The sequence below is a fragment of the Occallatibacter sp. genome, from assembly GCF_036502485.1.
Lineage (GTDB): Bacteria > Acidobacteriota > Terriglobia > Terriglobales > Acidobacteriaceae > Telmatobacter.
This window is the reverse complement of sequence record NZ_DASXYM010000012.1, coordinates 51,965-63,697: the sequence shown is the minus strand read 5'-3', so window position 1 is coordinate 63,697 and position 11,733 is coordinate 51,965. Positions and strand designations below refer to the sequence as shown.

The window sequence follows — 11,733 nt, the reverse complement described above, 5'->3', positions numbered from 1 at the left end:
GTTACTCCGCTGCGCGCGCCGGGTAGACGCAATGGGGTCCATCGGGCGGCGTGGCCACGGGCTGCCATCGGCAGAGGTAGACTTCCTCCTCCGGTTGCGCCAGGAGAGCGAAGCCCGAAGAGCGCAGCATGGCCTCGACGCAGGCGCGATTGGGGATCCACCAGTTGGTTTCGTCACGCGAGTAGCGCTGTTCGACGAAGTGCATTTTGGGGTATCCGGGTTCGTCGAACGGAGCGGGCTCGTTGAATTCGTAATCTTCATTCACGGGGACGATGTCGCGGCTGCCTCGCTGCATGCTTTGGAAGAGGAGGAGGTCGCGCGCGACATGCCGGTGAATGAGGTCAAGTGCGAGCAGAGGATGGCGCAGGTGATAGAGGACGCCCATGAAGATGACGAGGTCGAACTTCTCACCGAGCAGAGCCACGTCCCACACGGGCAGGTGGCGAAATTCAATGTCGGCACCGACGACCTCAGCGGCGAAGCGGGCTTGTGCGAGATAGCGCTCGTCGGAGTCGATGCCGACCACGCGCGCGGCGCCGCGCCGCTTCATCTCGAGCGAATAAAAACCGGCATTGCAGCCGATATCGAGAACGGATTTGCCGGTCAGGTCGGCCGGTATGGCATGACGGAAGGCGGCGAACTTGACTTCGGGGTAATCGCCGAGAAAGTGATGTGGCGCGGTCTGAATCTGGTTGAGGCGCAGGTTGTGGAACCAGGGACCGAGCGCTTCGATCTGGTCCTGCAGTGTGTCATCTGCTGTTTTCGACTGCAAGCTCGTGGACACGTGTCTCCTCCCCGACGATGGGAACGCTTAACTGCGGTTGGCGTGGATCGAGCAAACCCATGGCGGTGCGATAACCGTTGAGCGTGCCGGTGTCGATGTAGCTGGTGCCAGAGGGAATGCCGAGTGCCTGTCCGCCTTCGCTGAGCCATGCGTTGACGAGCGTGCCGAAGTACTCATCGCGGCGCTCAGGGCGGAGCCACAGGCGATGGAGTTCGCGATAGATGTGGCCGGGCATTTTGAACGCGCCCCAGATCCAGTGGGTAGACGCGTTGCGCTGCTTCACGTGGATGTGCTGCACGCGGCCGGCTGGGTCCGTGCTCACCGCGTCAAAGAGCTCGGGATGTTCGACAGGGAAGAGCAGGAACGAGAGCTCGTCCTCGGGAAGAGATTTGAGCGCGTCGACGGGCTGCCAGATGGTGTCAGGCAGGCCGATGAGGACGGGCTCGCTCTCATGCACAAAGGGGATTGCGCGGAAGAGTGCGTCGCACAGGCCGGAGGGTTGGGGCTGGACTACGTATGCGATTTCAGCGCCCCAGGTGCGTGTGCCGTAGTATTCGACGATGTCGGTTTTGTTGGGCGAGATGACGAAGCAGAGCTTGTCGGCTCCGCCGGCGATCATGCGCTCGACGAGGTATTCGCTGACGGCGCGCGGCTGCTCGAGATCGTTGCTGACGCGATTGCCGACGGGCAGCAGTTCTTTGGAAAAGGCGAGGGGCTGGATTCTGCTCCCCGCGCCCGCGGCTGGAATGATTCCCCACATCGGTGTGCGTTCCCTTTCAGGCGGCGGTGACGATTGCAGGCTGAGAGCCGGCAGCCACCTCGTTGCAGTAGGTTTCAAGAGTGTTGGCGCGATGCGAGGCGGTGTGCTCGGAGAGCGCGCGCTCACGTGCGGAATCGCCGATGCGGCGCAGGTGGGCGTCCGGCTGATGGAGCGCGGCGATTACGTCGCCGGCTGTGTCGACGCGCAGGATTTCTTCGCCGGGAGTGAAGAAGGTGTCGAGGCCGTCCCACCAGTCGGTAACGATGGCGGCGCCGCAGGCCGCAGCTTCAAAGAGGCGGCCGGAGGGGCAGTAGCCGTAGTTCGCCATGGCGCGGCGGGTGATGTTGAGCGTGGCGGGCGAGGAGCAGAAGAAGGCGGGATGCAGCGATGGCTCAAGGTGCTGGACGAAAAAGATGTTCGGGGTCCACGGGAAATCATGCGGGTATTGGGCGCCGGCCAAAATGAAGCGGCGCTCAGGCATGCAGCGGGCGGGATGCACGAACAGCTCTTCGAGCGCGGGCTGACGGTCGGCGGCGTACGTGCCGAGGTAACTGAGGTTGGCGCGGAAGTCGTCGCGGGGTGCGGCGGGCGCATGGGCTTCAGGATCGACGGAGCCGTAAAGGGGGGCGACGGTGCGGGCGCCGAGGCGTGACTGCAACTCGTCGAGTGCCTGGCCGCCGGTGTAGCTGAGAACCAGGTCGAAGGCGGAGAGTCCCTCGGCGGGAAGATAGGGGACGCGCTTGCCGGCGCTCAGGGTATCGAGGGTGACGGGGGTGTCGAGGTCGTAAAAGGACCGCACGCGAGCGGGAGAAGCGAGCACCAGGCGCGAGGCGAGTTCCGCATCGGGGCAGTAGCTGGTGATCATGGCTACGTCGGCGTGCTGCAGGTCGCGTTCGGCTTCGCTGCGGATCTCGATTAGATCGGAGTAGAGGCGCAGGCGGAACCCTGGCGGCTGTGGCCACGCGTCGCGCGCTGTGGCGTAATAGGGCAGATCCTTCTCATAAAAGGTGATGGTGTGCCGGCGGCGCACCAGGGCTTTGATCAACCCTCGCCAAAGCGTGGCGTGTCCATTTCCCCAGGAGGATGACACCGTTAGACCGAAGATGACAAAGTGCATTCCTGCCCCACGTCAGGCGCTGCGACGTTACACGCTCAGATGGCAGCTCTGATTGAGAAGATGTTTGAAATGTGACGCTGTTTTGATCGGGCGCGGCAGAAATGGTGCGATTCGCAGGGGGGCGGCGGGGCAGGCCGGAATTGGGCCGTAGCGAAATGCTGCGGCTGCTGCAACCTCTTTCCTCCGGATCGACTCAGACGATGCAGGGAGAGAGATCTTCCAGTCCAGGAGAGAGTAAGCTAATGACCACCACGAGAATCGGCAACGAGTCTCCTGAGGGTCGGTAGAGACTCACACACCGTCACGCACGATGTGATTGGCAGCCGAACCAAATCTTCGAAACCCGGTAATGGCAGCATGGGCGAAGTTCTCGCGAGAGACTTCGCCCTCTGCCGTTTTGGCGTCCGCGGGAGACGAGGGTCAGACGGCACGTCTCACGGGATCAGGATGATTTTGCCGTGGGTGCCGTGGCTTTCCGCAAGGCGGTGCGCCTCTTCGATTTCAGTGAGCTTCATGGTGCGGGCGATGGGGATCGAGAACTCGCGGCGGGCGGCGTCATCGGCCAGTTGGTAAAGACGAGAGGCGTCCGGCTGGGCCATGAAGGCTTCCACGCGGATGTCGTAGTTTTTCGCGCCTTCGGGCACGCCGAGCACCGAACCGAGCACCCCGCCGGGACGAATGGTCTTGAGCAGCCGCTGTACGGCCGGCGGACCAACGGTGTCGGCCACCGCATCGACATCCTGGAAGAGCTTTTCGATTTCCTTTTCATCGTCGAGGGCGACAACGCCGTCCGGCTTGAGCTGCTGTCTGACTTTGTCGAACTCGCTGCTGCGAACGCCGGCGATGATGCGAACGCCGTGCTTGCGCGCGACGTGGACGGCGGCGCGGCCCACGCTACCCAGAGCGCCGGTAATGAGCACCGTCCATCCGGCTTGCGGCTTGACCGCGCGCTCAATGAGCTGTGCTCCCGTAAGGGTGACCAAGGGCAGCGCCGCGGCCTGCTCAAAGCTGAGCTTATCGGGGATGGGGGCGAGCACATCGGCTTTGGCTACGGTGTATTCCGCATACGTGCCGTTGGCTAGGCCCATCACGCGCATGCCTTTCGAAAACCCGGTAACATTGCGGCCGAAGTCGGCGACTTCGCCGCTCAGATCGCGGCCGAGGATGGCGGGGAAGTCTACATCCATGCGGCCTTTGGCCGCTCCGCTGCGAATTTTGTAATCGACGGGGTTGATGCTGGTGGCACGGATCCGCACCAGAACTTCATTGTCGCCAAAATCGGGAACGTCGGTGTCTTCGTAGCGCAGGCGGTCGGGGCCGCCATACTCGTGCAGAACGACTGCTTTCATCTTTTCTCCTGAATGGAATTGGACGCGGGTTATGACGCCATGGTGTGGCGGGTTCTTCCGTCGACTTCGTCTGTGAACTCAATAGCGAGCTGGGTAAGCTTGCGGCCCACTTCGAGACCGGCAAGTGGCTTCCCATGGCCTGGCACGATGATCCTCGGCTGCAGCATGGCTAGACGGCGGATGGATTGTGCGGCGGCGCGAAAGTCGGAGGTGAAGTAGGACGGAGGCCCGTGAAGCTCCGGGGGCTGCGCGACCGCGGCATCGAAAAACGATTCCGGCTTGGTGGTGCAAAAAGCATCTCCAACGAGCAGGGTCTGGTCGGCAGGGCGGAAGAAGGAGACGTGTCCGGCGGTATGGCCGGGGGTGTGAACGATCTGCCACTCCGGCAGCGCGCCGGATTCCATCACAGACTCGCGCGCGTTGAAGAGCTTGAGGCGGTGGCTGAGGTTGACTGGACCGCGCGGATAGACGGGCGACAACAGCGACATGAGACCGCCGCCGGCGCCTGTGTTGGGGGGCGGATATTCGCTTTGACCGGTAAGATAGGGCGCCTCATCGGCATGGGCGTACACGGGAACGTCCCAGTGATCGGCAAGTTCCCGCGCAGCGCTTACGTGATCGAAATGGCCGTGAGTGAGAACGATGGCCGAGGGCGGAGCACCGTAGTTTTCTTCAGCCCAGTGGCGGATGTATCCGGCGGAATAAGGAATGCCCGCATCGACGAGCGTCCAGGCGCCGTTGGCGTGCTCCACGCCGAACACATTCACGAACCCGAGGCGCAGGCCGCGAATGCCGTCGGCGATGTCATCGAGGGGTGTTGCCAGAGCTTTGGGAACTGCAACTTCCGCGTGCGCCATTTGATCCCTCCTGTGGCGAGGGGAGGGCAGTCCTCGCCGTAAGCCGCTGCTGCGGCTCACGATCTCAGATGCAGCACGGCCCGGGGGAGAAAGCCCCGAGGGGAAAAATTCCAGATGAGCCCGCAGAGGGGGCTGGGGAGGGCTAGTGCGCGGTGAGCATGCGGTACTCGCGCAGCATGCTGAGGCGCCAGCGCAGGATCATGCCGAAGGCGAGCACGAAGAACAGGCCCGCGGTCTGCTGCAGAGTCATGATGGTGTCGAAGTATCCGCGCGCGAAGTAGCGCACGGCGGCAAGTGCCGCAACCACCAGGAAAAAGGCACCGGAGCGTTTCATCATAATGGCATCGCCGTCGCGAACCAGCCGCGAGGTGGCCAGCAGGGGCCATGCCAGCAGCACTGCGCCGATGGCAAAGGCGATCAGGGCCCAGAGCAGCGGCACTCGAAAAGGGGGCGCCAGGAACATGCAGAACCCCGTCGCCATCCCCAGAGGAGGAATGATGATTTTGCGCACGGTGACGGCGGTGCGGCCCTCACGGATACGCCAGGCCATCACGCCCAGAAAGCCGATGATGGAACCGATCGCCGACGTGGCCAGAGGAATGTGGGGAAAAGACATAGAAGGTATTTCCTATTTACCAGTTTATTAAAGAATGGGAAAAGCCGCCATGCTGTTGCGCAAGTGGGGCGACGGCAAGCACTTGGCGCGCACAGGAGCGCTGCCTACAGGAATTTGTCGAAGCCCTCAATTTGTTTCGCCGTATATTCGCGTCGCTGGATGGGTGAGCTGAGGATCGTAGAGGTGGAGGTTGCGCCGAGCGCCGAGAGCCGGTCGATGAGCGCTTCCATGTGGCGGATCGAAACCACGTCTGCCTCAAGGATGAACGACTCCGAGCCCGTGACGCGATGGCAGCGGCGGATCTCGACGAGTTCCTTGATGGCGGTAACGGTGCGGCTGATCTGGAGGTCGCCGCCGGGGATGGTAAGGCGCATGAGGATGCGGATGGGCACACCCAGTTTGGAGCCGTCGATGCTCGCATGATAGCCGGTAATCACGCCCGCTTCTTCCAGGCGGTGCACGCGTTCAGCGACAGCGGGGGTGGAGAGGCCGACCTTTCTGCCCAACTCCGCAAAGGAGACGCGCGCGTTGCGCTGCAGGCATTCAAGGATCTTCCAGGCGATGGCGTCGAGTTCCACCACGTTGGGCAAATGCTTGTGGCTCATCGTGAGCAATCGTAAACCGTGCGGGTCAATCCGGTTAAAAACGTTAAGCGCCGACCGGTATTTTTCTTCGAAGCTCCATTCTCTCTGGCATTGCGAGACGCCTATTCTTTGTTGAGCCGGGGTGCTTTCCCTCTTCTCCGCATGCCGGTGCGAGGTCAACCATGAGTACAACTGCATCGGCTCCGATTGCATCGCATTCCGCCGCCCAGTCTCTTTCTTCACAACGCGATTTTCTTCCTCTGAAGGGCACAGACCACGTGGAGTTTTACGTGGGCAACGCGCGTCAGGCGGCTTACTTTTACCGCACCGCGTTCGGCATGTCGCTGGTTGCATACGCAGGCCCCGAGACGGGCCAGCGCGATCGAGCTTCCTACGTGGTGCAACAGGGCAAGGTGCGGTTTGTGCTGACCACGCCGCTGCGCTGGAGCGATCCCATCGCCGAGCATATTCATCGCCATGGCGACGGCGTGAAAGTGGTTGCGCTGTGGGTGGACGATGCCCGCCAGGCGTGGCGCGAGACGACCAACCGCGGCGCCATCAGCGTGGCTGAACCCGAGATGAAGGCGGATGAGAACGGGGAAGTGGTGCTCGCCAGCATTCGCACCTACGGCGACACGATTCACACGTTCGTCGAGCGCGGGAACTACAACGGGCCCTTCCTGCCTGGGTTCGTGTCCATCGCGGAAGACCACGTGGCGCGGCCCGCGGGGCTGATTCACATCGATCACATGGTGGGCAACGTGGGCTGGCACGAAATGGACAAGTGGGTGGACTTCTACGGGCGCGTGATGGGCTTCTCGCTTTACCAGCATTTTGACGACAAGGACATCTCCACCGAGTACTCCGCGCTGATGTCGAAGGTGATGGCCAACGGGAACGGATACGTAAAGTTTCCTATCAACGAGCCGGCTGAGGGCAAGAAGAGATCGCAGGTGGAAGAGTATCTCGATTTCTATCCGGGCCCGGGCGTGCAGCACATCGCGCTGGCCACCAACGACATTTTGCACACGGTTACCAAGCTGACGGAGCAGGGCATTGAATTTCTGCGCGTGCCGCATACGTATTACACCGAGTTGCAGGACCGCGTGGGCAAGATCGACGAGCCGATTGACGAGCTCGAGCGCCTTGGCATTCTTGTGGACCGCGACGACGAGGGTTATATGCTGCAGATCTTCACCAAGCCGGCGGAGGATCGGCCGACGCTGTTTTACGAGATTATCCAGCGCAAGGGCAGCCGCAGCTTTGGCAAGGGAAACTTCAAGGCGCTGTTTGAGGCCATTGAGCGCGAACAGCAACTGCGCGGCAATTTGTAACCACCTGCGGTAGCGCCAATTGAGGCTTTACCGCCTGATCAAAAGCGGAGACACAAAATAATGGCAACCGCAACACTGACCGCTGCTGCTCCTTATTTAATTCAACAGAACTACGCGGCGTATACCGACGAGCAGCACGCGGTGTGGGCGGAACTTGTGGGCCGCGTTCTGCCCAACGTGCAGAAGCATGCGGCACGCGAATACCTGGAAGGGTTTGAGATTATTGGACTCCAGCCTGACCGGCTGCCGAATCTGGCCGAGATCACGAAGCGGTTGGGGCCGCGTACCGGTTGGAGCTCTACGCCGGTCAGCGGATTTTTGCCCGCGCCGGCGTTTTTTGAGATGCTGGCGAACCGGCTGTTTCCTACGACGACGTGGCTGCGCAGCCGCGAGTCGCTTGAGTACACGCCGGAGCCGGACATTTTTCACGACGTCTTCGGTCACGTGCCGATGCACGCGCATCGCGTCTTCGGTGACTTTCTGGAACACTACGGCCGGGTGTGCGCGGGAGTGAGCGACGAGCAAATTCTGGAGAAGCTGGGACGCCTGTTCTGGTATACGGTGGAGTTCGGGCTTATCCGGCAGGATGGCGAGATCAAGGCGTACGGCAGCGGTGTGATCAGCTCCGCCGGCGAGTGCCAGAACGTGTTCAAGGGCGGCTGCGCGATCCACGACTTCTCACTGGAAGAGGTCATCCGCACGCCGGTCAAGGTGGACGAACTGCAGAAGGTGTTGTTCGCAGTCAACAGTTTCGATCAGATCTACGAGGCGATGCATGAAGCAGAGCAGCGAGTCGGGCGCGGTACTCTTTGACGCGGAGCCGGCGGCGGCCGGCTTTGCGTACCAGTCGGGATTCGGCAACGAGTTTGCAACCGAGGCTGTGGCGGGAGCGCTGCCGCAAGGGCAGAACGCGCCGCAGAAGCACCCGCTGGGCCTTTACACCGAGCAGTTCAGCGGCACTCCGTTCACGGCGCCTCGCGCGCTGAACCGTCGCACGTGGACGTATCGCATTCGGCCGTCGGTGACGCACCGGCCCTATGAGCCGCTTGAATCGAAACGGATGCGCAGCGGCCCTTTCACGGAAGTGCCTACGTCGCCGAATCAGTTGCGATGGGATCCGCTGCCGGTGCCTGAGGAGCCGACGGATTTTGTTGACGGCATCGTTACGCTGGGCGGCAACGGCGATCCTGCCATGCAGGTGGGCCTTGCCATTCATCTCTACGCATGCAACCGCTCGATGGAAGACCGGTTCTTCTACACCGCCGACGGCGAGTTGCTGATTGTGCCGCAGATGGGGACGGTCCGCTTCCACACGGAGCTGGGGATTCTTGAAGTCGCGCCGGGCGAGATCTGCGTAATTCCGCGGGGCGTGAAGTTCCGCGTGGTGCTGCAGGAACCGCAGGCGCGTGGGTACATCTGCGAGAACTACGGGCTGGCGTTCCGGCTGCCGGAGCTGGGGCCGATCGGCGCGAATGGACTTGCGAATCCGCGCGACTTCAAGGCGCCGGTTGCGGGGTATGAAGATCGCGATGGCGAGTTCCACATCACGGCGAAATTCCTGGGCAAGTTGTGGTCGGCAGCCATTGATCATTCGCCGCTCGACGTGGTGGCGTGGCACGGGAATTATGCGCCGTACAAGTACGATCTGTCGCTGTTCAACTGCATCAACACGGTCTCGTTCGATCACCCGGATCCGTCGATCTATACGGTGTTGACAGCGCCATCGAACACTCCCGGCACGGCGAATTGCGACTTTGCTATTTTCCCGCCCCGGTGGATGGTGGCCGAGCATACCTTTCGTCCGCCGTGGTTCCATCGCAACCTGATGAACGAGTTCATGGGCCTGGTGTTTGGCGCTTACGACGCCAAGGCGGAGGGCTTTGTGCCGGGGGGCGCCAGCCTGCACAACTGCATGGCGGGGCACGGACCGGATGCGGAGACTTTTGAGCGCGCGAGCCGTGCGGAGCTGAAGCCGCAGTACCTGGGCAACACGCTGGCCTTCATGTTTGAAACGCAGCTGGCAGTGCGGCCCACGGAGTTTGCGATGAACACGCGCATTCTGCAGCATGAGTATTTCGAGTGCTGGCAGGGCTTGAAAAAGCATTTCAATCCGGGTGGTGCATCGAACGGCAAATGACCGCAATCGAAGCCGCGCTTACAGGACTGATCGATTACGCGGGCCTCTTTCCGCCAGCCGCGCTTGATATGCAGAGCGCGGTGCGTAATTTTCTTGCGTACCGGGCACAGCAGCACGCGTGGATGCCAGGGCGCTTCATCCTGGACCTGAATCAATTGGACAACCTGCGTGAAGCTGCGGGCGATGCGCTTGCTGAGATTCCGCTGAGCGTTATCGCGCTGGCGGACGCAGACATGCGTGCGGTGTCGGAGCGTCGTGCTGAGGGGTTTCGCATCGATTCCCTTGAGATCAAGTGCGCAGAGCCGCTGAGGATTGCGCGCATCTGCGAGGGCGTGCCGGACAAGGTGAAGTGCTACTTTGAGGTTCCCCCGACGCAGGGTTGTACCAGCGCGGTGGATGCGATTGCCGCGGTGGGGATGCGCGCCAAGCTGCGCACGGGCGGGATGACGGCTGATGGGTTTCCAGCGGCGCGGCAGGTCGCCGAGCGTCTTCATTTGCTGCACGATCGCGGCGTGAGCTTCAAGGCGACCGCGGGCCTGCATCATGCAGTCCGGTCGGAGCACAAGCTGTGGTACGCGGAGGACAGCCCCACTGCGATGATGCACGGCTTTATGAATATGCTGTGCGCCGCCGCAGCCATACGCTTCGGAGCGCCAGCAGAGCAGGCCGAGGGCATTCTCGAAGAGCGGGATCCGGCGGCGTTTCGCGTCTCCGATCAAGCCATCGGCATCCACGGACTGCAGTGGACGACGGAACAGATTCGGGGGGTGCGAGAATACTTCCTGAGTGTGGGATCGTGCTCCTTCACTGAACCCGTTCAAGACCTGGAGGCACTCGGATGGCTGCCAGCACGAACCTAAAGAGCTGGATCGCGTCAGCGAATGATCGCGGCACCGATTTTCCGCTCGCGAATCTGCCCTATGGGGTGTTCACACACGCCAACACCACACGCATCGGCGTCGCAATCGGCGATCAGATTCTCGATCTGCAATCGTGTGCCGGCGAGGGCCTTCTCGCTTCGCTTCCTGCCGCCGTGGTGGACGCATGCACTGCAACAGCGCTGAATCCATTGATGGCGCTGGGCGCGGAATTCTGGTCGGCCCTGCGCGGTCGCGTCACGGAGTTGCTGCACGAGAGCGCGGGTCCGGAGATACAGCGCAGTGCGGCGGCAATGCTGGTGCCGCAGAGAGACGCAATGATGCGACTGCCTGCGTACATCGGCGATTACACGGATTTCTACGCATCCATTCATCACGCCACGCGGGTGGGAAAGCTGTTCCGGCCTGACAATCCGCTGTTGCCGAATTACAAATACGCGCCCATCGGCTATCACGGTCGCGCGTCGTCCATTGTGGTGAGCGGGACCGAAATCCGCAGGCCGAGCGGTCAGACCAAGCCGCAGCAGGCTACGGAGCCAACCTTCGGCCCGTCGAAATCGTTCGATTACGAACTGGAAGCGGGCATCTTCATTGGCCCCGGCAATGTAATGGGCGAGAGCATACCAATCGCCGAGGCGGAGCGGCACATCTTCGGCCTGTGCCTGATGAACGACTGGTCTGCGCGGGATGTACAGTCGTGGGAGTATCAACCGCTGGGGCCATTTCTGGCGAAGAACTTTGCCACCTCGATTTCTCCGTGGATCGTATCGATGGAGGCGCTCGCGCCCTACCGGGTTGCCATGAGTCCGCGCGAGGAGGGGGACCCGGTGGCGCTTGCGTATCTCACCTCGGCAACGGCAGACCGGGATGCCATCGATCTCACGTTGGAGGTGTACCTGCAATCGACGCAGATGCGTGAGCAGAAGATGCAGGCAGAGCGCGTGAGCGGCGGCAATCTGCGCGATCTCTATTGGTCGATAAGGCAACTGGTGACCCATCATGCCAGCAACGGCTGCAATCTGCGCGCCGGGGATCTGCTTGCCACGGGCACCATCTCAGGTCCGGAGGAGGGATCTGAAGGGTGCCTGCTGGAGATGAAGCATCGAAGAGAGCCTCTGCGCCTCCCCACCGGCGAGGTGCGCGCGTTTCTTGAAGATGGCGATGAGGTGACGTTTCGCGCGTTTGCTCAGTGCGAGGGGCTGCCGAGAATCGGCTTCGGAGTCTGTTCAGGGCTGGTGGCGGGAAGTTGATGCAGGAGGTTCGTTCAGGCGAAGCCGCACACCGATCGCTTCGCCCTCACGACCACTCTGTAATTTA

At 61.9% G+C, this 11,733-nt stretch carries 12 protein-coding genes; 5 read left to right on the top strand and 7 right to left on the bottom strand.

Features of this window, described 5'->3' with window-relative positions:
* Position 1: 1 nt before the first annotated feature.
* The 7 genes from VGL22_RS02240 to VGL22_RS02210 all read right to left on the bottom strand — a co-directional run bounded on the left by VGL22_RS02240 (position 2) and on the right by VGL22_RS02210 (position 6,088).
* Positions 2-784, bottom strand: a complete 783-nt coding sequence (locus VGL22_RS02240; protein WP_465265245.1) for a TIGR04290 family methyltransferase — start codon at positions 782-784, stop codon at positions 2-4.
* Positions 750-1,544, bottom strand: coding sequence for a sugar phosphate nucleotidyltransferase (locus VGL22_RS02235; protein WP_465265244.1), 795 nt, complete (start codon positions 1,542-1,544; stop codon positions 750-752). The genes VGL22_RS02240 and VGL22_RS02235 overlap by 35 nt, the downstream gene beginning before the upstream one ends.
* Positions 1,545-1,560: 16 nt before the next feature.
* Positions 1,561-2,661: a CgeB family protein gene (locus VGL22_RS02230; protein WP_465265243.1), complete on the bottom strand. Its 1,101-nt coding sequence runs from the start codon at positions 2,659-2,661 to the stop codon at positions 1,561-1,563.
* Positions 2,662-3,095: 434 nt separating this feature from the next.
* Positions 3,096-4,010 carry an NADP-dependent oxidoreductase gene (locus VGL22_RS02225; RefSeq protein WP_465265242.1) on the bottom strand — a complete coding sequence of 305 codons (915 nt, stop codon included), beginning with the start codon at positions 4,008-4,010 and terminating at the stop codon, positions 3,096-3,098.
* Between the two features lie 29 nt (positions 4,011-4,039).
* Complete coding sequence (locus VGL22_RS02220) at positions 4,040-4,867, bottom strand: MBL fold metallo-hydrolase (RefSeq protein WP_465265241.1); 828 nt, start codon at positions 4,865-4,867, stop codon at positions 4,040-4,042.
* A 142-nt stretch (positions 4,868-5,009) separates the two neighbouring features.
* Positions 5,010-5,483 carry a CcdC family protein gene (locus tag VGL22_RS02215; RefSeq protein ID WP_465265240.1) on the bottom strand — a complete coding sequence of 158 codons (474 nt, stop codon included), beginning with the start codon at positions 5,481-5,483 and terminating at the stop codon, positions 5,010-5,012.
* 104 nt (positions 5,484-5,587) lie between these two features.
* Complete coding sequence (locus tag VGL22_RS02210) at positions 5,588-6,088, bottom strand: Lrp/AsnC family transcriptional regulator (RefSeq protein ID WP_465265239.1); 501 nt, start codon at positions 6,086-6,088, stop codon at positions 5,588-5,590.
* Between the two features lie 161 nt (positions 6,089-6,249).
* On the opposite strand from VGL22_RS02210, the gene hppD reads away from it, so the two are divergent.
* Genes hppD through fahA form a run of 5 tightly spaced genes read left to right on the top strand, consistent with a single transcriptional unit; the run spans position 6,250 to position 11,666 of the window.
* Positions 6,250-7,401 (top strand): 4-hydroxyphenylpyruvate dioxygenase, encoded by a 1,152-nt coding sequence (gene hppD, locus VGL22_RS02205; protein WP_465265238.1) that lies wholly within the window; start codon positions 6,250-6,252, stop codon positions 7,399-7,401.
* A gap of 60 nt (positions 7,402-7,461) precedes the next feature.
* A complete protein-coding gene (locus VGL22_RS02200; protein ID WP_465265237.1) occupies positions 7,462-8,214 on the top strand; it encodes a phenylalanine 4-monooxygenase in 753 nt (250 codons plus the stop codon).
* Entirely contained in the window at positions 8,177-9,538 is a 1,362-nt protein-coding gene (hmgA, locus tag VGL22_RS02195) for a homogentisate 1,2-dioxygenase (RefSeq protein ID WP_465265236.1), read from the top strand. Before VGL22_RS02200 ends, hmgA begins: the two co-directional genes overlap by 38 nt.
* Positions 9,535-10,398: a hypothetical protein gene (locus tag VGL22_RS02190; RefSeq protein WP_465265235.1), complete on the top strand. Its 864-nt coding sequence runs from the start codon at positions 9,535-9,537 to the stop codon at positions 10,396-10,398. The genes hmgA and VGL22_RS02190 overlap by 4 nt, the downstream gene beginning before the upstream one ends.
* Positions 10,377-11,666 carry a fumarylacetoacetase gene (gene fahA, locus VGL22_RS02185; protein WP_465265234.1) on the top strand — a complete coding sequence of 430 codons (1,290 nt, stop codon included), beginning with the start codon at positions 10,377-10,379 and terminating at the stop codon, positions 11,664-11,666. Before VGL22_RS02190 ends, fahA begins: the two co-directional genes overlap by 22 nt.
* Positions 11,667-11,733: the final 67 nt, after the last annotated feature.

Bases quoted from the DNA above. Each gene is read 5' to 3' on its own strand.
- VGL22_RS02235 (WP_465265244.1), bottom strand. From the start codon at position 1,544: ATGTGGGGAATCATTCCAGCCGCGGGCGCGGGGAGCAGAATCCAGCCC.
- VGL22_RS02230 (WP_465265243.1), bottom strand. From the start codon at position 2,661: ATGCACTTTGTCATCTTCGGTCTAACGGTGTCATCCTCCTGGGGAAAT.
- VGL22_RS02225 (WP_465265242.1), bottom strand. From the start codon at position 4,010: ATGAAAGCAGTCGTTCTGCACGAGTATGGCGGCCCCGACCGCCTGCGC.
- VGL22_RS02220 (WP_465265241.1), bottom strand. From the start codon at position 4,867: ATGGCGCACGCGGAAGTTGCAGTTCCCAAAGCTCTGGCAACACCCCTC.
- VGL22_RS02215 (WP_465265240.1), bottom strand. From the start codon at position 5,483: ATGTCTTTTCCCCACATTCCTCTGGCCACGTCGGCGATCGGTTCCATC.
- VGL22_RS02210 (WP_465265239.1), bottom strand. From the start codon at position 6,088: ATGAGCCACAAGCATTTGCCCAACGTGGTGGAACTCGACGCCATCGCC.
- hppD (WP_465265238.1), top strand. From the start codon at position 6,250: ATGAGTACAACTGCATCGGCTCCGATTGCATCGCATTCCGCCGCCCAG.
- VGL22_RS02200 (WP_465265237.1), top strand. From the start codon at position 7,462: ATGGCAACCGCAACACTGACCGCTGCTGCTCCTTATTTAATTCAACAG.
- hmgA (WP_465265236.1), top strand. From the start codon at position 8,177: ATGAAGCAGAGCAGCGAGTCGGGCGCGGTACTCTTTGACGCGGAGCCG.
- VGL22_RS02190 (WP_465265235.1), top strand. From the start codon at position 9,535: ATGACCGCAATCGAAGCCGCGCTTACAGGACTGATCGATTACGCGGGC.
- fahA (WP_465265234.1), top strand. From the start codon at position 10,377: ATGGCTGCCAGCACGAACCTAAAGAGCTGGATCGCGTCAGCGAATGAT.